The sequence below is a fragment of the Streptomyces sp. NPDC059874 genome, assembly GCF_042731135.1.
GTDB lineage: Bacteria > Actinomycetota > Actinomycetes > Streptomycetales > Streptomycetaceae > Streptomyces.
In genome coordinates this window covers 91157-112036 of the sequence record NZ_JBHWJY010000016.1, presented here as the reverse complement: position 1 = coordinate 112036, position 20880 = coordinate 91157, and the positions used below count along the sequence as shown (strand labels likewise).

General features: G+C 70.4%; 14 protein-coding genes. 10 read left to right on the top strand and 4 right to left on the bottom strand.

Annotated features, from left to right (window positions below; all coding sequences use genetic code 11):
- Positions 1-17: 17 nt before the first annotated feature.
- The 4 genes from ACFV9H_RS12395 to ACFV9H_RS12380 form a co-directional block, all read right to left on the bottom strand.
- On the bottom strand, positions 18-305 hold the full coding sequence (locus ACFV9H_RS12395) for a hypothetical protein (RefSeq protein WP_385396802.1): 288 nt from the start codon (positions 303-305) through the stop codon (positions 18-20).
- Positions 306-595: 290 nt separating this feature from the next.
- Positions 596-790 (bottom strand): hypothetical protein, encoded by a 195-nt coding sequence (locus ACFV9H_RS12390; RefSeq protein WP_385396800.1) that lies wholly within the window; start codon positions 788-790, stop codon positions 596-598.
- Positions 791-1114: 324 nt separating this feature from the next.
- The gene (locus ACFV9H_RS12385) at positions 1115-1303 is read right to left on the bottom strand and encodes a hypothetical protein (RefSeq protein ID WP_385396799.1); all 189 of its coding nucleotides are present in this window, start codon (positions 1301-1303) and stop codon (positions 1115-1117) included.
- A gap of 300 nt (positions 1304-1603) precedes the next feature.
- Complete coding sequence (locus ACFV9H_RS12380) at positions 1604-4219, bottom strand: S8 family serine peptidase (protein WP_385396798.1); 2616 nt, start codon at positions 4217-4219, stop codon at positions 1604-1606.
- A gap of 321 nt (positions 4220-4540) precedes the next feature.
- On the opposite strand from ACFV9H_RS12380, the gene ACFV9H_RS12375 reads away from it, so the two are divergent.
- The 10 genes from ACFV9H_RS12375 (at position 4541) to ACFV9H_RS12330 (ending at position 20879) form a co-directional block, all read left to right on the top strand.
- Positions 4541-5257 carry a BTAD domain-containing putative transcriptional regulator gene (locus tag ACFV9H_RS12375; protein WP_385396797.1) on the top strand — a complete coding sequence of 239 codons (717 nt, stop codon included), beginning with the start codon at positions 4541-4543 and terminating at the stop codon, positions 5255-5257.
- Positions 5258-5334: 77 nt separating this feature from the next.
- Entirely contained in the window at positions 5335-5676 is a 342-nt protein-coding gene (locus tag ACFV9H_RS12370) for a hypothetical protein (RefSeq protein WP_385396796.1), read from the top strand.
- Positions 5677-6124: 448 nt separating this feature from the next.
- Positions 6125-8512, top strand: coding sequence for a phage tail sheath family protein (locus ACFV9H_RS12365; protein WP_385396794.1), 2388 nt, complete (start codon positions 6125-6127; stop codon positions 8510-8512).
- A 56-nt stretch (positions 8513-8568) separates the two neighbouring features.
- Complete coding sequence (locus ACFV9H_RS12360) at positions 8569-9069, top strand: phage tail protein (RefSeq protein ID WP_385396792.1); 501 nt, start codon at positions 8569-8571, stop codon at positions 9067-9069.
- Positions 9066-9869 (top strand): hypothetical protein, encoded by an 804-nt coding sequence (locus ACFV9H_RS12355; RefSeq protein ID WP_385396790.1) that lies wholly within the window; start codon positions 9066-9068, stop codon positions 9867-9869. The genes ACFV9H_RS12360 and ACFV9H_RS12355 overlap by 4 nt, the downstream gene beginning before the upstream one ends.
- Positions 9866-10720 (top strand): hypothetical protein, encoded by an 855-nt coding sequence (locus tag ACFV9H_RS12350; protein ID WP_385396788.1) that lies wholly within the window; start codon positions 9866-9868, stop codon positions 10718-10720. Before ACFV9H_RS12355 ends, ACFV9H_RS12350 begins: the two co-directional genes overlap by 4 nt.
- 10 nt (positions 10721-10730) lie before the next feature.
- Positions 10731-12002: a DUF4255 domain-containing protein gene (locus ACFV9H_RS12345; RefSeq protein ID WP_385396786.1), complete on the top strand. Its 1272-nt coding sequence runs from the start codon at positions 10731-10733 to the stop codon at positions 12000-12002.
- Positions 11999-14170: an ATP-binding protein gene (locus ACFV9H_RS12340; RefSeq protein WP_385396785.1), complete on the top strand. Its 2172-nt coding sequence runs from the start codon at positions 11999-12001 to the stop codon at positions 14168-14170. The genes ACFV9H_RS12345 and ACFV9H_RS12340 overlap by 4 nt, the downstream gene beginning before the upstream one ends.
- Entirely contained in the window at positions 14167-14406 is a 240-nt protein-coding gene (locus ACFV9H_RS12335; protein WP_385396783.1) for a hypothetical protein, read from the top strand. Before ACFV9H_RS12340 ends, ACFV9H_RS12335 begins: the two co-directional genes overlap by 4 nt.
- Positions 14403-20879: a DUF4157 domain-containing protein gene (locus tag ACFV9H_RS12330; RefSeq protein ID WP_385396781.1), complete on the top strand. Its 6477-nt coding sequence runs from the start codon at positions 14403-14405 to the stop codon at positions 20877-20879. The genes ACFV9H_RS12335 and ACFV9H_RS12330 overlap by 4 nt, the downstream gene beginning before the upstream one ends.
- Position 20880 lies beyond the last annotated feature (1 nt).

Sequence of the window (20880 nt, the reverse complement as noted above, 5' to 3'; positions counted from 1 at the left end):
CGGGGAGGGGCGCCTCCTTAAACTGGGCCGAGCCATGTGCAGGGTTCACCCGGCGGGCAGCTCCAGCCCCGATCGTCCAGGCCGTCCGAGGCGGACGGGTCCCCGACCGCAGAGCCGAAGATGGACTTGGGCGGGGGCTCCTCGAGCACGTAGCCCACCTTGTTCGGGTCCTCCTCAGGGTGATAGACGCGCACCCGCTTCAGGAAGGGCTGGTACGTGTCCCATCGGCGCTCCACCGTCCCCAGCACGGGGAGGTTGAGCCGGGCCCCGCGGTCCGCGGTGCCCGCTTCGGACTTGTCGTACATGCCGCCCTCCTTTCAAGGCCTCGCCCCCGACGGCGGAGGACCCGCCGCCGACACGTGGCCATCACTTGAAGAGGCTTCCGATCGCCTTCGCAGCCAGAGGCACGAAAGGTGCCAGGAAGGGGAGGAAGTCCGCCTCGACGCCTCCGCCCTCGGTGCCTGCGGCCCTCGGAGCCGTAGGGGTACGGTCGACTGCCGGCGCTTGGAAGGGCATCTGAAGAACGGCCGACGGGGCCGCTCGCGGTGTGAAGTCCTCGTTCATGTCCGTTTCCTTTCCTTACGGTGCCGAGGCTCTACCAGCCAAGGTCTGGGGCTCTGACGTAGCTGACGGGCAGCTTCCAGGGCATCTGCCAGTTGGCCTCGGCGCCCGAAGAGTCGGCGTCGGCGCGTGCCGGAGCGGTCGGGCACCGATCGACCGCCGGCACCTGGAAGGGTGTCTGCAGCAGAACGGCCGACGGGCCGGCTCTGGGCGAGAAGTCCTCGTTCATGTCCGTTTCCTTTCTTTACAGCGCCGAGGCGCTAAGCCCGGCTGGCGAGCCAGGCATCCAACGCTCCCTTGGCTCCATGGCCGATGAGGGTCCAGGGAATTTCCCAGTTGGCCTCGACGCCCGGTGAGCCGGTGCCTGCGTGTGCCGCAGTGGTGGGGCTCCGATCGACCGCGGGTGCCTGCAAGGGCGTCCGCGGAGTGGCGGACGACGCTGCACTCTGCGGGATCTCTCTGTTCATCCCGGCGTCCTCTCAGGACGGTGCGGCGGTGGCGGGGGACCCAAGCGCCCGCCACCGCCGCTGCGACGGATGGTGCATGGCGCTCTCTAGAAGAGGATGTCCTTCACGATGCCCAGGGCCTTGCCCCAGTTGAAGTTGGCCTCGACGCCGTCGACGCCGTCGCCGGAGCCCTTGGGCCCGGTCGGGTCGCGGTCGATGGCGGGGGTCTGGAACGGCGTCCGCGGAGTGCCGAACGGAGCCGGCCTCTCCTCACGCCGCGCAAACGGCTCGTTCATCTTTCTCACCTTTCACCTGGTGACTGGCCGGCGGGCGGTTGCCGCCGGAGGCTCGTCCCGTTGTCCTGCTCCCGCTGCGGCGAGCTCAGAGCTCTTGCGACCGCTGCGCGTAACACATCTGCCGCGCAGGCCCCCAGAGATCCGCGCAGCCCGAGCGGGCCGCCTGCACGCCGTGGCCGTCGTACCGCTCCTGCGGCTCCTGCGACGGTTCGCGGCAGACCGGCGGTGCCTGAAGGGGGAGTGAGGGAGGTACCGGGGTTCTGGTCTTGTCCATGGGAGGCTCCTCGGTTGGGCCGGCAGTCAGACGCTGCCGATGAACGTGTGGACCGGAGCGAGGCTGACGGGCAGGTCGTCGCTCACGTCGAAGGTGAACAGGTACGACACCGCCGCACGCGCGTCGTTCTCCGGGTCGAAGAAGGTCAGGGTGACGTCCTGGCAGTCCGAGCCGGGGCGGCAGAAGGGGCTCTTGGAGACGCTGACGGTGTCCAGCGAGTAGAAGTTGTTGTTCTTGCCGGGGACGTGCTCCGCGGAGAGGATGCCGTCCTGGATCTCGGCGCCGACCAGGAACGCGTTGGTGCCCGCCGCGTTCAGCGCGCGGTCGCCGGAACTCTGGCCGAGGTTGCGGAACTTCCAGTAGATCTTGTCCAGCAGAGCGCGAATGCTCCGCTTGAGGAACTTCCCCTTCTCGCCGGCGAAATCCTCGCGGACCTTCTTCGCGGCAGCGTCCTGTGCCGCCTGGTTCCCACCGGCCTCCTGGGCCTCCTTGCGCGCCTGCGCCACCTTCCTGTTGACCACTTCCGCGAAGACGGCGTTGACCAGCAGCGCCTCGTTCCAGGTGAACAGGCCGCGGCTCTTGACCTCGACCACAGGGACGACCTGGCCCGAGAACAGCCGGACGGTACGGTCCGTGAGGACTCCGGGGATCGAGACCCGGGAGACGAAGTCGACGTCTTCCTTGTTCTTGGCCTGTCCGAGGAGCGCGTCCCGGAAGGTCCGGTAGACGAAGGAGACCGGCGGGTACGAGAGGGTCTCGAGGAGTTCGGTGAGCTTTTTGTGGTCGGGATTGGTTGCGGCATCGGCCGCGAGATCGTGTACCTGCTCCGGGGTCATTTTGGGCTTGTCGATGATCGGCCGGGTCCAGTCCATGCCCACCGGCATCTCCGCCTCAAGGGCATAGAGCGGGGTCGCGTCCGCGTTGAGCGTCCACGTCAGCTTGTCCGAGGCCCACGGGTTCTTGCTCAGATAGGCGTGCAGCTGCTTGGGGTCGTAGATGTTCGGCTGTTCCTCCCTCTCGGGCTGCCCGTCCGCCGCCGGAACGAAGTGGTACGGCATTTGCTGGCGGAAGCTGTCCCGGCGGGCCTCGGTCTGGAAGTCGAAGCCGATGGTGCCGATCGCGTAGATCAACTGCTTCCCGGGAGTCGGCGCCGGGGCGGACGGGGCGGCACCGCTCCCGCTGGGCTGTCCGCCCGCGCCCCCACAGGTACCGCCGCATCCGACGCAGGACGGGCAGGCGCCGGTGTTCGCCGCGTAGGCGGCCGGTGCGGCGTAGGCCACGGGTGCCGCATAGGCGACAGGCGCGGCTGGAGCCGCGTAGACGGTAGGTGCCGCATAGGCGTGGGGTGACGTGGGGGCCGCATAGGCAGGGGGTGCGGCAGGAGCCGCGTAGGTCGGAGGTGCTGCGGCTTGCGCCTCGGCCTGTCCCGCCGGTTGCACCCCGGGCGGCATCGCCGGAGGCGCGGGCGGCATCGCCGGCGGCAAGGGAGGCGGCGCGGGCCACGAGTCAGAGGACGGAGGCACGGGGACCGGCGCCTCACCGGGGACCGGTGCCTGTGCAGGTGCGACCTGTGGGAACGCGGTCTGCGGTGCGGGCGCCGAGGCTCCGGCGCCCGCCAGTGCCTGGGACATGACTGCGGGCACGGCCTCGGAGGGTTCCTCGGCCTGCGCGTGTACGGGGTGCGTGTCCATGACGATGGCTCTCTCTTTCTCTTCGGTGTGCGTCGTCCCGGGAACGGCGGACATCAGGCTTCCCTCCCCGCTGACCAGGGCGAAGGCACCGGCGGCGTTCAGCCGGCCGCCGAGCAGCCTGCGGCACTCGGGTGAGTCGTCCGGGCCGCAGGGCGGACGGATCGCGGACTCGCGCACGGCGCGGCCCGCGGCAAGAGGGTCGGCCTTGCGGCCTTCGGCCAGCTGCCGCGCCACCAGCAGCGCGACGACCCCGGTCACCGCCGGGGCGGCGAAGCTGCTGCCGGTCAGCGAGGCGACCGAGCCGCCGGGCGCGGCGCCCCGGATGTCCTGTCCGGGGGCAAGGACTCCGTTCAGCCGGTACGCGGCGCCCCAGTTGTTGATGTCCAGCGGCGCTCCGAAGGCGTCGGCCGCCCCCACGGCGAGTACGGACGCCGTGGCAGCGGGGGCCTGCAGGCAGTCGCACCCGTCGTTCCCGACGGCGGCGACCACGAGTACGCCGCTGCGCTCGCACAGCCGGAGCGCCCGCTCCAGCATGCTGTCCGGTGCGCCCCCAGGGGTCCGCTCCCCACCGCTGATGTTGATGACGTGGGCTCCCGCCTCCACGGCCTGTTCCACGGCCCGCGCCAGGTCCAGCTGCGGCACGCGTGTCGCCCGGCCGTCCGGGGACTCCCGGAACACAGGGAGCAGCAGGCCCGTGCAGCGCGGCACGAGACCGGGTACCGGCGAACGGGGCTGCCCGAAGAGCAGGCTCGTGACATGCGTGCCGTGCAGCGACATCGGCCCCGGACCGGCCGGACCCGACACAAGGGTGGGCAGCCGGGTGAGGTTCGATCCCGCGAAACAGGGATGCGACAGGTCCGCCGGGCCGTCGAGGACCGCCACGCGCACCTCAGGGCTGCCGATCAGCTCCTGCTCCCCGGCCACCCCGCGCACCACCGACCGGATATCCATGCTGAACCTCCGAGTACTGCACTGTCTCGACGTGCACTGATTCGGTCCGAAGCGGTCCGGCCGTCGCCTGTGACGCGCCGGGCCATGAGAAACATGTCCCACGGGCGCGTTCCGGGGCCGTTCCCTCGTCCGGTGCAAGACGTTCGACGGTCGTCGCGGAGGCGTTCGGAGGAGTCCCGCCATCCGTTGCAGAAACGTTCCTGCCTCGTGGTTGACGGCGTACGTACAGCGTCGGGAAGGGACGGACCCGGTAGGACCGGTGCCCGACTCGTACGTCCTGCCCGGTTGCAGCCGTATGTGCCCTCGCGCACAGTGAGAGGCGTGTCGCAAGGAGCCCAACTCGAAGTCCTGCGGCCCTTCCAAGTCACCTGTGGAGGGCGGCGCGTCGCCGTCTCCATCGCAGCTCAGCGGCTGCTGGCCTTCCTGGCCCTGCACCGCGAGGGCACGCACCGACGTTCGGTGGCGGAGCAGTTGTGGCCCGACTGCACGCCCTGCCGCGCCGCGGCCAATCTACGGTCCGCGCTCTGCCAGAGCAGGAAGCTCGGCCCGGTCCCCGCCATAGACAGCGTCGATCGCAGCCTCGCGCTCGCACCCGCCTTCTCGGTCGACTTCCACGAGGCGTGGGAAGCGGCCGACCGCCTCGTGTCCGGCGACGGCAAACTCCCTGGATCGAGTGACGGGGACCGATTGGTGGCAGACCTGAGCCAGGTCCTGCTCCCCGGCTGGGACGACGAATGGCTGCTCGTCGAACGCGAACGCTGGGACCAGCTGAGGCTGTACGCCCTGGAGGCGCTGGCCCAGCAGTTCCAGACCGAGGGCCGCCATCTGTCCGCCTTGCAGACGTCGCTCGCAGCCGTCTCCATCGACCCGTTCCGCGAGACCCCTCACCGGATTGCCGTCGAGGTCCACCTGGCCGAGGGAAACGTGGCCTGCGCGGTCAAGCGGTACCAGGACTACCGGCGCTTGTTGCAAATGGAGTTGAAAGTTGCACCATCACCTCAGCTGACCCGTCTCGTCCGTGACCTGACGCGAACATAGGCGATCGGATACTGCGGTCGCCGACCCACTGACCGGGCGTATATGCGCCCCGACACCAAAGCAATAGGAGATTCAAAATGGGAGATGCAGCTTTCGCCAAGCTTCTGTTCATGGAGGCGAAAAGGGTTCAGGACCCGGATGGTGCGGACGAGATCCTCGTGAGCAGAGGCGACGGCGTCACCTTCGAACAGCTACGGATGCGGGAAGGAGACGTGTTCGAGTTCGACGAGCGGTTCGTGCCGTTCGTCAACCAAACACCGATCGACATCGTTCTGCACGAAGTGAACGAGGCAACGGACCAGGTCAGATTCATCGGCGGGGCGAAGATCATCCCATCCGAGGTAGGCCTTGGAGAACGAACCCAGGCAATCGGCGCGCTGTCTTTGTCTCTGTACGAGCTGACGTACAAAGTCCTTTGACAACCCGCCATCGGCCATTGAGCCTTTGCCATCCTCGGTTTGAGCAGACCAGATGCGGGGTGATTCCGGCTTGGACGAGGCGCCACGGCGGCGAGCACGCGATCACACCAGTCACTTCGTGCAGAGAGCAGAAGCCGATCAATTGGTCCTGCGGTAACCGTAATTATCCTGTGGGTTCATTTGCGTCGCCCGATCGGCGTCGCATCGTTTCGAGCCGGGCCTTTGCCGGGTCCCAGTAGTACTTCGCCGACCGCCCAGCCCCCCTGCGGCACCACGCCCCGTCCCGCCCAGTTCGGCAAGGCCCCGACACCGTCCTTAGTAGTTGCAGTGCACGCGATGCGCCCAGAAGGGGGGAAACGCCCCTCCCTACCCGCAGGGTCGTTGAGGCAGGCGGACCGGTGTCCCTACGGTGCCCATGGCGGTGACGCCCCCACGAAGGGATGGCCCCATGCCGGTCACACCTACCTACCCGGGCGTCTACGTCCAGGAAGTCCCGAGCTCCGTCCGCACCATCGTCGGGGTCAGTACGTCCACGGGCTTCTTCCTGGGGGCAGCCGCCCGTGGCCCGATCGGCATCCCGGTGCTGTGCCTGAGCTGGCTCGACTTCACGCGCGTCTTCGGCGAGGACACTTACGCGGGCAAACTCACCCACTACGTGCGGCTGTTCTTCCTCAACGGTGGCACCGTCTGCTGGGTCATGCGGCTCGCCAACGGCGCCCAGCAGTCCTCCGTGACCCTGAAGAACGAGGACGGAGCCGACGTCCTGAAGCTCACGGCGAAGAGCCCCGGCGTGACCGGCGACTCCGTCCGGGCAGTCGTCCGGTACGAGGGCCCCTTCCCGGAGGCCGCCTTCACCCTGGAGCTGTTCCGCTGGGAGCTGCGCGGCGGCACCCGGGTCGCCGTCGACCGCGAGGTCTTCCCCAATCTGACGATGGACCCCAAGGCTCCCTCGTTCGCTCCGGCCGTCGTGACGCAGAAGTCCTCGCTTGTAAAAGCCGAGGAGGCGGGGACCGTGCTCGCAGCACCGGGCTACTCGCAGTCCGGCCGTCCCGTTGTGCCGGAGGGGAATACGACGGCGAAGATCAAGGCCGCCTGGGCGGCGGTGCTGGGGTCGACGGCGGCCACCAACACCTTCCAGATCAGCGTCGACGGGTCCCCGTACGTCGATGTGAACCTCGCTTCCATCGACGTGGGCGCGCTCGATGCGACCGGCGGCCTGAAGACCAATCTGGCCAAGGCGATCGAGAACACCATCAACTCGACGCTCACCGCCGCGGGCGTCGCCAGCCGTACGGTCGACGTGACCATCAAGGACAGCCCCAAGCCCCCCTCCGGCCTGCTGTGCATCACCTGCGGCGGCCTTGGCGACGTCTACGTACGCCCGGGCGGCCCGGCCGACCTGGCGGTGTCCCTGATGCTCGGCTCCGCGCAGGGCGGCCTGGAGGTCGGCGCGCACGCCGCCCGCAGGCCGGCCCCGAACGGCGCGTTCCTCAAAGCCACCGACCTCGCCGACATCAACGCGGTCCGCGAGCTGACGCAGGACGCGGTCACCGACATCACACTTCCCGTGCTCAAGGAGGACGGCAGCGTCGGCTCCCAGAAGGTCCTCCTGGACCTGGTGACCAGCGCGCCCACCGACCCATTCTTCAAGGACGCGGACGAGGGGACGGACGGCCTGCGGGAGAAGTTGGGGATCATCGCGGCCGCGATCAACAGCGCTAGGGCGGACAGCCCCCAGGGCATCCTCCCGTGGACAGCCGAGGTGCACGGGGACCGTCTGGTGATCCTGCTCACTGGTGCTCCCCCGGACCGGGAGCACTTGCTGGCCAGCAGCCTCGCGACCGGCACCACGAACATTGCCAAGCGGTTCGCCCTGAACATCGGGGCCTATCCGCTGGGCGGCGCCCCGAGTGCGGGCGGCTTCCACACCCCGGGGCAGGCGGGGCACGACGGCACACAGCCGAAGGCGTCCGACTATGACGCCGCGTACGCCGTGGCGGACCGCGAAGTCGACCTGTTCAACCTGATGGTGCTGGCCCCCGGCGACGCCGCGCCGGTGCACGAGTTTTACCCGAAGGCGAGCATCTTCTGCCAGAAGCGGCGGGCCGTGCTGCTCATGGACCCGCCGGATGATTGGAAGACGCCCCAGCAGGTGATCGACCAGAGCAAGGGGGTCGCGTCACTGCGCCGCGGGCTGGTCAAGGACCACGCGGCTCTGTTCTTCCCGCGCGTCACGATCGATGACGCGGGGCGGCAGCACACCATCGGGCCCGCCGGAGCCGTGGCCGGACTGATCGCGCGGATCGACGGCACCCGGGGAGTGTGGAAGGCGCCCGCAGGCACGGAGGCCGACCTCCGCGGGATCATCGGACTCGACCGCCAGCTCTCCGACGGTGAGCAGGGGGTGCTGAACCCGCGTGGCGTCAACACCCTCCGGGTGTTCCCCAGCGGCATCGTCAATTACGGGGCCCGGACGATGGACGGCGACGACGCCTTCGCCTCACAGTGGAAATACCTCTCCGTCCGCCGACTCGCCGCCTACCTGGAGGAGAGCCTGTACCGCGGCCTGCAGTGGGCGGTGTTCGAGCCGAACGACGAACCGCTGTGGGCGCAGATCCGGCTGAACGTCGGCGCGTTCATGCACGGTCTCTTCCAGCGCGGGGCGTTCGCCGGCCCCAAGCGGTCGGCCTACTTCGTCAAATGCGACGCCGAGACCACCAGCCAGAACGACCGTGACCTCGGCATCGTCAACGTCCACGTCGGCTTCGCCCCCGTGAAGCCCGCCGAGTTCGTGATCCTTTATCTACAGCAGGTCGCCGGTCAGATCGCGGTTTAGGCCACATCGCGGTCTGGGGCCAGACCGCGGTCGAGGGAGTCAGGGAGAGCGGCGCCGTGGCACAGTTCACCATCAACACCCACCGCTTCGACCCGTACAAGAACATGAAGTTCCGGGTGAAGTGGGACGGCCGGTACGTGGCGGGCGTGAGCAAGGTCAGCGCGCTCAAACGCTCGACCGAGCCCGTCCTGCATCGGGAGGGCGGCGACCCGAGCACTCAGCGCGTCTCCCCGAGCATCTGGAAGTTCGAGCCGCTCACCTTGGAGCGCGGGGTGACGCACGATCCCGAGTTCGAGGCCTGGGCCAACCTGGTGTACTCCACCGAGGGCGACGCCGCCGTCTCCCTCAAGGGCTTCCGCAAGGACCTCATCGTCGAACTGCTCAACGAGCAGGGCCAGGTGGCCAAGGCGTACAAGGTCTACCGCTGCTGGGTGTCGGAGTACCAGGCGCTGCCCGAGCTGGACGCCAATGGGAACGCGGTGGCCATCGAGCACATGGTGGTGCAGAACGAGGGCTGGGAGCGCGATCCCGACGTTCCCGAGCCCACCGAGACGTGACCCCGCCGCCCGCCGGCGACGCGGTGTCCCTGCCATGCACGGCGCGGGTCGTGGAGCTGCGCGAGCTGACCGGCGCCGTCGAACGCACCGTGCACGCCACCTCGACCTCGGCGGCGGTCACCCTCCTCGACGGCATCTGCCTGCCGCGCCAGGAAGGCCCGGCCGCCACGACCGCCGCGCTGCCCGCCGCCGACCGCGACCGGTTGCTGATGGCCGCGCACCGACGCGCCTTCGGCGACCGGATCGAGGCCACCGTGCACTGCCGGGCCTGCCGCTCGCCGTTCGACCTCGACTTCACGCTGAGCTCGCTGGAGACCGCCCTCGACGCCTCAGGCCCGCCGGACGCCCTGCCGGACGCCGACGGGTGGTACTCCGTAGCCGGATACGGCCGATTCCGACTGCCCACCGGAGCCGACGAGATCGCCGTGGCGGGGCTTGACGGCATGGCGGGAGTGGCCGAGTTGGTACGGCGCTGTGTACCGGAGCCGCACCCGGGCTTCGACCCGGACGGATTCCAGGACCTGCTCGGCCGGCTGGCGCCGCTGGCGGACCTCGACCTGGACTGCGCCTGCCCGGAGTGCGGCACCGGCCAGCCGGTGCATTTCGACATCCAGTCCTACTTCCTGTCCGCGCTGCTCACCGATCGGCGTCGGCTGGTCCTCGACGTCCACCGGCTGGCATCCGCCTACCGGTGGAGCCACCGGGAGATCCTGGAGCTGCCCCGCGCCGAACGCCGCGCACTCGTCGCACTGGTCGAGGCACAGCCGGCGGCGCCGAGCCGGTCATGGAGGTTGTCATGAGCGCCTACTTGCACCGGCTGGCCGCCCGGTCGGCGGGCGCGCCGCCGCCCCCGTACGCAGCCGCCCCCGCTGCAGCGCGCCCCGCGTCGGCCGACGGGGACTTCTTCCGCGATGACGAGCCGGCAACGGAGCCACCAGAGCCGAACTCGACGGCGAGCCCGTCACCGGCCGCGGCCCGCCCGCTGCCTGACGCAACCGGCCAGCAGCTGACCCCGGTGATCCCACCCGTGCTCCCCGCGCCCTGGCCGTTGCCGCCCGAACCCGCCGTAGACGTTCCGCCGGCCGGGCCCGCGCCCGGCCGGAATCCCCTCTGGCTGCCCGCGCCCGTCCCGGACCTCGTATCGCCGCGGCCGGCAGCCGACCCTGCGCTCGGCCTCCCACCCGACCCGGTACCGGTCGCCGCCGGCCCGGACGACCACTCCGTCCGCGCGCACACGGCTTCCCCACATGCCTTCGACAAGGTGCCGCAGCAGGAGGCCTCGTACCCGCCCAGGGCCGACAGCGCCTATGACATCGCTGACGGCTTCTTCCAGGACCTGCTGCGCCGTGCCCCCGCCGCTCCTGCCGCGGACCCGGCTCCCATGTCCCCTGCCGCCGAGCCTCCCGCGGCATCGGAGCCCAGCGACCTGCCACCCGTCGTGCTCCGGCCCTCGGACCCTTCCCATTCGGAGCCGCAGCAGCCGCCCGCCGTCGAAGTCGTCATCGGCCCGGTCGTGGTCGAGGTCGTCCCGGCCCCTGCGCCGGTGGCCCTCGCCGCCCCTGCACCCGCCCGCCCTCGGGCCGTCCCGGCAGCTGCCCTGGGGGGCTCCACACCCGGTCCGGTCCGGCGCTTCGGACTCGGCCAGAGGTAGGGGGGTCGTCATGCTGCTTAAGCTGTCGCTGGTCACCGAGACCCTGGTAGGCCTGATCAAGCAGGCCGTCATCCACTCTCCGGACTGGCCCCCGGCCTCCGTTCTGACCGTCTCTCCCGACCCTCCGGACCGGCTCAGCGGCGACCGTACCCTCGGGCTGTACCTCTACCACGCCCAGGAGGACCCGGCGCGCCGGAACGCCCCGCCACCCGACGACAGTTCCCTGCCTGCCCGGCACAGCCCCCTGCCGCTGCTCCTGCACTACCTGCTGACCGCCCACAGCGACCTTCCGCCGGGCACCCGCACGTACGAGGAACAGCACATGATGGGACTGGCGATGAAAGCGCTCCACGACCACTCCCGGATCGACGACGACACGCGTGTGGGCAACGACCAGGTCATGCCCGCGACGCTGCGCGGCCAGGGCAACCGCCTCCTGATCACTTCGCGCACCGTGCCGCCCACGGACGCCGTCTCGTACTGGGCCGCGGGGCAGAACCCGCCGCGCCTCTCCGCGTACTACGAGGTCGCGGCCGTGCTCCTGGCGCCGGAGAAGACCACCAGCCGGCCCGCACGGGTTCTGTCCGTCGGCACCCATCCCGTCCTCGGCACCGGACCGCACGTGACCGGGACGGAGAGCGAGGTCACTTTCACCGTGCCGGGCGGGCCCGGGCCGCGGACGGTACGGGCTCGCCCCGCCGAGGCGGCCGTAGGCGACCTCTTCACCATCGTCGGCACGGGCCTGGGCGGCGACCCGGTCCAGCTGACGCTGCATCACGCGCAGTGGCCCGGGCCGGTCACCGTCGACCCGCTCGCCTGGGGCGTCACCGCCGGTCCCGGGGGTGTGACGGCAACCGTCCAGCCCACGGCGGGCGGGTGGACGATCCTGCCCGGGGTCTACGCCGTGACCGTGAGCGTGCAGAGCGGCGCGGGCGGTCCCGCGGCCACCCCCGGACCAGTGCTGGTGTCCAATTCTTCCCCGTTCACTGTGGTACCGGCCGTACGCTCGGTCAGCACCCCGACGGCGGAGCGGCGCGTCACGGTGGAGGGCGGCAGCTTCGACCCGGTGTCCCTGCCCAAGGACGAGATCCAGGTGTACGTCGGCACCGCCAGGCTCTCCCGCCGCCCGTCCGGGGCCACCGACGCCGGTGAGTTCTGCGTGCTCGACGGCACGCACCTGGAAGTGCGCCTGCCCGACGGTCCGCAGACCGGCGACCAGCTGCCGCTGCGCGTGATCGTACGGGGCGCGGAGTCGGCCCCCAGGTGGGTGACCGTGCCATGACGTCGACCCCTACCACCCCGGCCGGCTACCCCGCACCTGACGCGGAACCCGCCTCGGAGCCGCCTCCCATCCTGCCGCCGGACGACGCCGAGGCGGTACTGCTGCGCGTCCGCGCGTACGGCGCGCTGCGTACGGCGTGGCTGCGCGGGCTGTGGGACGCGGAGGACGCCTTCTTCGCACCCGGCTCGTCGGCCCATGCCCGGGCGGATTCAGCGCTGGCCGCGGCGGATGCGCCCGCTGCGGAAGCCCACTGGCGCGCGGGTCCGGACGCCGTGCTCCTGCGGGAGGCGGCGGCTGCCGCCGACGCAGCCCTGGATACGGCCCGGCGCGGCACCGGGGCTGAAGCGAGCCGGCTCGCCCGGCTGGAGCGGATGTTCGGCCTGTCCGGCGCTGACCAGGAACTGCTCCAGCTCGCCTTCGCGGTGGCCGTGGACCCGTCGGTCGCCACGCTCTGCGCTTACCTCGCGGAGCAGCCCTGGGCCAGCGAGCCGCTGGCGGCGCGGATCTTCGGCCACGGGCGGCCCGCGCCCTGGCCGGCCGACTCGCCCCTGTTCGGCTGGCGGCTGCTGGAGCGGTGTCCCACCGCGCCGGGGGCGCCGGACGCAATCGTCTGCGATCCCCGGATCACCGCCTGGCTGCTCGGTTTGGACCACCTGGACCCGGCTCTCGTGAGCCGGGCCCGGCTCGTCCCGTGCCACGATCCGCTGAGTGGGTGGCCCGTGGACGAGACCGTCAGCCTGCTGCGCCGGATCCTGGAGGCCGACCCGCAGGCCCAGCTGCGGGTCGTCGTACGGGGCCTTCCGGGCAGCGGGCGGCATACGTTCGCGGCCTTGGTGGCCGCCCACGCGGGCCTGCACGCGCTGGCCGTGGACCTCACCGTCGGAGCGGCCGGAAGCCGGCTCGGACCGGATCAGCAGCCGGACCCGGTGGCCGAACCGGAGGCGGCGGAGATCGTGGTCCGCGGCACCCGGCAGGCGTTCCTCGACGGCGCGGCACCCGTCTGGTCGGGGCTGCGGGACTGGCGGGCGCTGGCCGCCGCTCCCGGTCCCTTCCCGCTGGAGTTCGTCGTCGCCGAGCCGGGCGCCCGGCCGCCGGCCTCTCCCGACCGGGCGGAGCACGTGGTCGATATGCCGACGGCCGCGACCGGAGACCGCCAGCGCCTGTGGGCCGCGTACCTGCCCGGCGCCGCCGACTGGCCGGCCGGTGAACTGGAGCAGCTGGCCGCGCGGTTCCGCGCCACGCCCGCGGAGATCTGCGCCGCTGCGGCGGTCGCGCCGTCCTCCGGGAGCGAGGCCGCCGAGGCGCTGCGACACGCCGCCGCCGATCAGCGGGCCACCGGGCTGGCCCAGTACCTGGAGTGCCCGTTCGAGCCCGCCGACCTGGTCGTGCCCACACGGCTGCGCGGAGAGCTGGACGACCTCGTCTTCGAGGCATCGGAGCGCACCCGTTTCTGGGAGGGCCCCGGCCCGCGCCGGCTCTTCCCGACCGGCCGCGCCCTCGCGGCGCTCTTCTCCGGGCCGCCGGGCACAGGCAAGACGATGGCGGCGCAGGTCATCGCGGGGCGGCTCGGCTTCGACCTGTGGCGGGTGGACCTCTCGACCGTGGTGAGCAAGTACGTGGGCGAGACGGCCGAGAACATCGAACGGTTGCTGCGCCAGGCAGCCGGGGCCGATGTCGTCCTGCTCTTCGACGAGGCCGATGCGCTCTACGGCAAGCGAACGGCGGAGATCCGCGACGCACAGGACCGGTACGTCAACATGGACACCGGCCACCTCATGGTCGCGCTCGAGAACCACGACGGCGTCGTGCTGCTGGCCACGAATCACAAGGGTGCCATCGACCCCGCGTTCCTGCGCAGACTCCGGTACGTGATCGACTTCCCCAAGCCCGACGCGGACGGGCGCCGCCATATCTGGGGGCGTACGCTCGCGGGGCTCGTCGGCGCCACAGAGGCGGAGCGGCTCGCGCCTGACGCGGACCTGCTGGGCGCCGAGGTCGAAGTCACCGGCGCCCAGATCAAGTACGCGGCGCTGGGCGGGTTGTTCACCGCCAAGCGGGAAGGCGTACCGCTCAACCGTGCGCATCTGGTCGCGGGGCTCGGGCGGGAACTCGCCAAGGAGGGCCGGCCCTGGTCCGGCCGCGAGGTGGAGCGGCTGGTGGCCCTGTGAACGGGCCCCGGATCGAGGTCCAGGAGTTGCGCATCAGGGTGGCCGGACTGGAGCCGTCCGCCGCGCACCGACTCGGCGCGGAGGTGGCACGGCGCCTGGCCGGGGAACTGGCCGGCATCGACCCGGCGGGGGCACCCGGCGGCCTGCGACTGCGCGTACCGGCCGCCGCCGCTGGGGAAGGCCTCGGGGACCTCACCGACCGCATCACCTCCGCCGTCCTGAAGGGCCTGCGATGAGCGGCCCCTCCCACACCGGCCGCCCCCGGACCACGGGCCTGCGCCCGCTCCCGGCCAACGTCTCCGCCCCGACGACGAAAGCCCCCACCGCCCTCCGCCCGCGGCACGCACGGCCCACTTGGTACGACCACCCGTTCTCCAGCGCCCCGGGGCCGTACGCGTCACCGTCCTGGCGCACGGCGCCGGCCTCGTACGGGCCGATGGCCCGCTCGGACCGCCCGCCTTGGCACGCTTCACCGGCGGCGAATCCCGTCGCCCTCGAACGCGACCGCTTCGAGCGGCAGGCCGACGCGCTGGCCACGCGCGTGCTTGCCGGGGGCGAGGCCGCGGCCGCGCGGGGCCTACTCCGCGCTCCGGCCGCACGCTTCAGTGCCCCCGGCAGCGCCGGCCGCGCCCTGCCGGAGCCGCTGCGAGGCGATCTCGAACGGGCTCTCGGCGCGGACCTCGCCGCGGTCCGCGTCCACACCGACGCCGCGGCGGGCACGGCCGTCGAGGGCGCGGGCGCGCAGGCTCTCGCGGCCGGAGCGCACCTCTACTTCGCACCGGGCCGCTTCGCGCCCGACACCAGCGGCGGCCGGTTCCTGCTGGCCCACGAGCTGGCCCACGTGCTCCAGCAGACCGCCGTCGCCGCCAGCCACCACCCTCTGCGCGCGACCGCTGCCAGCGGCACGGGCCCCGCCCAGGCCACGCCCCGCAAGGATCCCCTCCAGGTGTCCGGCGTACCCGAGCCACCCGCGTTCGAGGAGATCATCCGCAGGCATCTGGCGGCCAGTCCCGACAACAAGCGGCTGCGCGATGCCGCCGACTGGTTCCGGCGGGACGCCGAGGAGAGCCCGGACGGCATGCGGGACGCCTGCCAGCACCTCGCGGACGAACTGCTGACCGCGACCGTGACACAGTTCGACCCGGAGGTCCTGGCCCTCCAGGCCGACCTGCTCAAGCGCGCCGAGCGATGGGACGTCCTCAACACCGTCCTCGACCGCCACCCCGGCCTGCTCACCTGCTTCTACGACATCCGTGCCTACACCAGCGTCCCCGAGGAGCGCGAGTACCGGTGGGTGCTGCGCTCCTGGCAGGACGAGCCGCTGCTCCAGAAGCAGCACTCCACCGCGCAGTTCCTCAACACCTATCTCGTCTTCCTGCTCGGCACGACCCAATCGGTACAGCGCCTCGGCACCACCAGCCTCCAGGAACTGCTGGACGAGCAGCTCGCCCGTCTCACCGCCTCGGACGGATCGCTGTTGCCCGGGGAGCGTACGTACGTGACCCTGTGGGCGGTTCGACGAACCGACGAGATCCGGTGGAAGACTCTGGGCCGCCTCATCACCACCCTCTTCGGCCGCACCGTGCGGGCGGACCGCCTGAACCCCGTCCAACGCATGCACTTGGCCGAAGCGGTGGCCGTGTGGGCGAAGGACCTTCAAGAGGGCCGGGGCCTCCCCGCATCCGAGGCCCCCGAGGTACGTCGGCTGCTCACCGACCTCGCACCGCACGTACTCAAGATCGGAGAGCTCTGCGTCCAGTTCTGGCACGACGTCCTCCAGACGGAGCGTGTGTGGGCGTCGGACGGATTCCCGCCGGACGCGCTGCTCAAGGCCGGCCGTGAGCCCTGGGCGGACGCCCTGGAGGCCCGGCTACTCCCGCCGCTGCGGGACTTCTTCCGGCTGACGGAGAACGCACCCGGTGGAGCCGCCGACACCCCGCTCGACAGTCAGCAGTTCCTGCGGGCGCGCGACACCCTGGTGCGGGCGGCGCGAGATGCGAGCTACCCGCTGGCCGAAGCGCCCCTGCTGGCAGCACTGGTCGCCAATCAGTGGGAGGTGGCGCTGGTACACGGCTGGGTCCAGATCCAACTGGCCAAGCTGCTGGACACGCTGGCCACGGTCGGGCCGGACAGCGATGACGACGCACGCATGATGGCGCGCATCCGCACCGGCCGCGTTGTGGGCAAGCTGGGGGCGTGGCTGGGGCGGCGCTGGCTGGCCGAGCTGGGCCTGGCGGTGGTCGAGTCCCGCTACGAGACCCAGAGCAAAAGCGTCCTGGCCCTCCAGGGCGCCTGGAAGCAGCACCGGGTCCCCCTGTCCCGGCTGCTTCAGGACTTCCCCGCCAACCACGCCCTCAGAGGCTTCGGCGGCCTTACCGCCGCCCAGTTGGTCGACATCTACCAGACCTTCTACTACGAGCGGTACGCCGAGGACATCGCCCGTCGGCACGCGCACCGCACGCTCGCGGACGACGCGACCGTGATCCAGCAGGCTTACCGGGAGCTGAAAGCGGCGGACATGCCAGCCCGCTGGACGGTCGAGGACTACGAGTACGCGCCGAATCCCGAAGGAACGCCGTCGCTCGTCGAACTCATCAAGGACCACCCGAAAACGCAGGCCCAGCTCCCTGACAGGCCGGAGGCGGTGAGGTTGTATCCGGCCCGCAGCCTGGATGTCCGGCCGGACGTGTTCGTCTGGACGCTGCCCCACCCCGAACGCCTCATCGACCGTCTCAAACTGACCGCGTTCTCGGAGATCATCGCCCGCTATCTGGCACCGGACTCCCCGGACCTCACGTTCGTACGGTCCTTGCCGTGGGTCCGGTGGCTGGATCTGCTCGGAGAGGCGGAGCGCGAACTACCCGAAGGCCTGGCCGTCGTCCAGGGAGGCATCGCCGCCGAGCTGCGCAACGAGCGCACCCAGGCGCTGCGCCGACTCGAGGACCGGATGCGGCAGGTGTCAACCGACGAGCGACACCTGCGTGTGAAGGAAGAGCTCCGGGAGACACTCCGCAAGTACCGACGCGGCTCCCAGACCACACGGGACGACACCCCTCTCGGCAACATGCTCGTCTGGGACATCCCGCAGCGGGTCCTGGACCGGCTGAACTGGCTGACCGCAGGCCTCGGGCCATCCGCGGACCAGCCGCTCCAGCTGACGGCGGCGGTACTGGAACTCGCGGACACGATCCGCGACAGGCTGACAGACCGTCCGCGCTACGACGTGGTGGCCGCCTACCAGCCCGTGATCCAGCAAGTGGTGGCCCTCGCGGAAGGCGATGGCGCGGCCCGCCTACGCCCCCTGCTGCCGCAGCACGGCGGCACCGACGCGGCCGTCGACACATGGGTCAGGCAACGGGTCGAGGTCCTGCGCGAGGTCGTGACCGAATTCGGCAGACACCAGCGTGACGTGCGCGAAAGGTTTGGCGTCGAGGGAGTGTGGGAGAGCGGCGGGGGGTTTCTCGCGGCCGTCGGCCATGGCTTCCGCATGGAGGTAGGCAAGCCGTTCACGGTCGACGGTGTCGAGTGGACCCTGGTGAAGGTCCACAAGCCGTTCGTGTACCACCCTCGCCACGGAGAGCAGGAGAGCGCGCTGCACCTCGAAGGCAGCGAGGTCCCCAAGGACAGCCGGGGACAGAGTGTCCTGGTAACCGTACGGCGCGGCGCGGGCGTACTACCCATCAGAGAGAACGACGACGTCCACCTGGCCGAGCTGGCGCACGCCGTCACCATGGCCGGACTGGCCCGCCAGGTGAAGGAGACGGCCGAGCGCGTCGAACAGCTCGCCGAACTGGGCATGGACGTAGCGGAGCTCGTCCCCGGTGTCGGGCAGGCGGTGATGGCCGCGCGGCTGGCGGTGACGGTCCTTGAGTTCACGGCCAGCCCGGACTTCCAGGAGCTGGTCAGCTCGCTGTTCCACGACCCGCAGGAGGCTTTCAGAAGGTGGGGGTCGGAGATCGCGTCCGTGCTCACGCCGCAGTTGCTCTGGGAGTACCTGCTCTTCGGCGTCCAGCACTTCGACAACCTGCGCAAAGAGAAGCGGCCCCCGGCGCAGCCGCGTCCGATCCGGCCGGGCCGCACCCTCGGGGCGCGGGCTGCCCAGATCGCACGCCGCCTGCTCGCCACCGGACTCCTCGTCATGCGGGCGCTCGCGCAGGTTCAGACCCGGGTGCGCTGGCGAGTGGAGGCCGCTCAGCTGTTCGTCCTCGGCCATCCCCTGATCGACCGGGTGCTACGCGCGATCGCCGACCACCTGGAAGGCGCGCTCAGGCTGGCCGGTGAGGGGATCCACCTGGCGGAGGAGTGGGAGGAGACCGTCGACGGCTTCGCCTCGCGCGTCGTGGAGATCGCACAGGGGATCGCGGACTTCGAACTCCCCGACGAGATCGTCAGACCCGGCGAGCTCGTGGAAATCGTGGTCGAGGCACTGGTCAACCGACTGCCAGGCAAGTACAAGATCGGCGGCAAGACGGCCCTCGCCCTGCTCGAGGTGAGCGGTCAGAAGGACGCCGTCTTCGACGCCGTGGCCAAGGCCGCGAAGCTGTCGAACGTGAACGACTTGTGGCGCGACGAGGTCCGCTCCCGGGTTGCCCCGCCCCTTACAGAAGCACGCAATGACCTTGCGGACACCATCTTCGACACCCTCCAGCGGGTGGACGTCTTCCAGGGACGAATGGCAGCGAAGCTGGAAAAGGGCAAGCAGGCAGTACGCGAACCCGGCCAGGTGGCGATCGAGGACGTCGACGCGGGCATGGTCGACACCGCTGAGCCAGCCCAGGCCGGGGCCCCGGAGGCGGCGCCGCGGCCGACGGGCCGGGGCCTGTCGGCCCGCCCGGGTGACCCGGTGCGGCTGCCCGCCGAGACCGGCCAGCCGCTGCAACCGCCGGTCCGGCGGCGCTACGAGCAGTGGTTCGGCCAGGACCTGCGCCATGTTCGGGTGCACACCTCACCGGCTGCGGCCCGTGCGGCCGGCGAGCTGGGGGCGCTCGCGCTCACTTCCGGCAGCCACGTCTACTTCGCTTCGGGCCGCGGGCTGGGCGGCGGCGGTCTGCTCGCGCACGAGCTGACGCACGTACTCCAGCAGACCGGCCCGCACCCGCTCGGCGTCCGCGCCGCCCCCCGGCCCCAGCCCGGCACCCCTGGCCGCGGCCTCACCCTGGACCCGTCCAAGGAATCCGCCGCCTACGCTTCCGAGCGAACCCCCGGCCCCCTCACCGCCGAGGCGGCATCGGGCGTACAACCCAAACTGTCGGCCGACGTCATCGAGAACCTCTTCGCGATACTCACCAGTCCGATGGAATTGGAGAAGTCCGCGCTCAAGACGGCCGCGCTGAAAGGAGAGGAGGATATCCCGCCGGAGATTCGGGCGCTTGTGCCGGAAACACACCTGCGCGCCGAGCTCGACCGGGGGATCGCGCACCTGAAGTTCTCCCACAAGCGCTTCAAAGAGCCGGATGTCTCGGAGGCGATCCGTCGGCACTTGGCACGCAAGACGAAGGACGAGGTGGACCGATCGCTCGACCGTATCCTGCGTGACTCGATCGTCGACAAGTCGAAGAAAGGCGCCCCCAAGCCCCAGTACGAGGTGGACGAAGCCAGGCTGGCGCAGGCCTTGGCCCGGGTTGTCTTCGGCCTCCGCGGTGTCCATCTGGACATCAAGATGGCCGACAAGGTAAGCGGAAAACCGCCTCGGATCACCACCGTGACGTGCCAGTTCGTCCACCTGGCACTGGTTCACGGCAATTCCGACCTGTGGCGCATCGCGCTGAGCGAGGTCGCGGATGCCAAGAAGCGCGCGATTGTGCTGCCGAGACTCAAGGCCCGTTTGGTCAATGTCCCCTTGACGGACATGTGGGAAGGGGGTCGATTCCGTATCAAGGCATCGCTGATTCAGGACGTGCTCAAGCGGGCGGAGGATAAGGGAGTCGTACTGACCCCGGCCGAACTTCCGAAGAAGGACGATTACCTGAAGACGGAGGGCGTCGACTCCAACGTTGGGCTCCGGCTCGCGACGTACGCGCAGCAGAGCCCACCGGGCAGGGACCGGGACTCGCATCACATCACCCAGTACCTGCTCCTGGAGTACTTCACACACAAGACCACGGATAACACCCAGCGGCCCTTTCCTCTGATCGGCAAGGGACCGGACGAGATCTACCCGGGACTGGCAGTGCAGCAGGGCGAACCCGTCAGGATGAAGGCCCGGAGCGACATGAACCTCAATCTTCTGGCGGACAAACGGGGTGCTCGGATGCCGACGATCAGCCTGGCCCGCGAGACACACCGCTCGGCGCGCCTGCACATCAGCGTCAAGGACGGAGACGAAGAGAACATCAAGGCGGAGTCTCAGAGCGATCTGGTGCACCAGGTGTTCCAGCAGGCCCTCGGGGGAGATTCATCCGAATACCTCAAGCGGCAAGCAAGCGGCCGTGCCGGGTTCGAGGCATACGTCAAAGGCCACCCCGGCGGAAAGCCGGGCGTGGCCGCGCATATCCAGGACGCGATGATCAAGACTTACCACTGGATGCGCGGGAAGATGGAGGAGCGCCTGCTGGGCGGACTGGTCGGCGCCGAGCGGCTCTACTTCAATGAGCTCGCCAAGCAGAAGTCCTCCCAGGAGGAGATCACGCAGAACGAGATGGTGTTCCGGGTATACGGCAAAGCCGTGGCGCACGCTCGGCGTGAGATGAAGAAATGGGGGTGGGAATGAC

Excerpts from the sequence above, each read along its gene's own strand:
- ACFV9H_RS12390 (WP_385396800.1), bottom strand. The coding sequence starts at position 790 with ATGAACGAGGACTTCTCGCCCAGAGCCGGCCCGTCGGCCGTTCTGCTG.
- ACFV9H_RS12380 (WP_385396798.1), bottom strand. The coding sequence starts at position 4,219 with ATGGATATCCGGTCGGTGGTGCGCGGGGTGGCCGGGGAGCAGGAGCTG.
- ACFV9H_RS12350 (WP_385396788.1), top strand. The coding sequence starts at position 9,866 with ATGAGCGCCTACTTGCACCGGCTGGCCGCCCGGTCGGCGGGCGCGCCG.
- ACFV9H_RS12340 (WP_385396785.1), top strand. The coding sequence starts at position 11,999 with ATGACGTCGACCCCTACCACCCCGGCCGGCTACCCCGCACCTGACGCG.
- ACFV9H_RS12365 (WP_385396794.1), top strand. The coding sequence starts at position 6,125 with ATGCCGGTCACACCTACCTACCCGGGCGTCTACGTCCAGGAAGTCCCG.
- ACFV9H_RS12330 (WP_385396781.1), top strand. The coding sequence starts at position 14,403 with ATGAGCGGCCCCTCCCACACCGGCCGCCCCCGGACCACGGGCCTGCGC.
- ACFV9H_RS12345 (WP_385396786.1), top strand. The coding sequence starts at position 10,731 with ATGCTGCTTAAGCTGTCGCTGGTCACCGAGACCCTGGTAGGCCTGATC.
- ACFV9H_RS12370 (WP_385396796.1), top strand. The coding sequence starts at position 5,335 with ATGGGAGATGCAGCTTTCGCCAAGCTTCTGTTCATGGAGGCGAAAAGG.
- ACFV9H_RS12385 (WP_385396799.1), bottom strand. The coding sequence starts at position 1,303 with ATGAACGAGCCGTTTGCGCGGCGTGAGGAGAGGCCGGCTCCGTTCGGC.
- ACFV9H_RS12395 (WP_385396802.1), bottom strand. The coding sequence starts at position 305 with ATGTACGACAAGTCCGAAGCGGGCACCGCGGACCGCGGGGCCCGGCTC.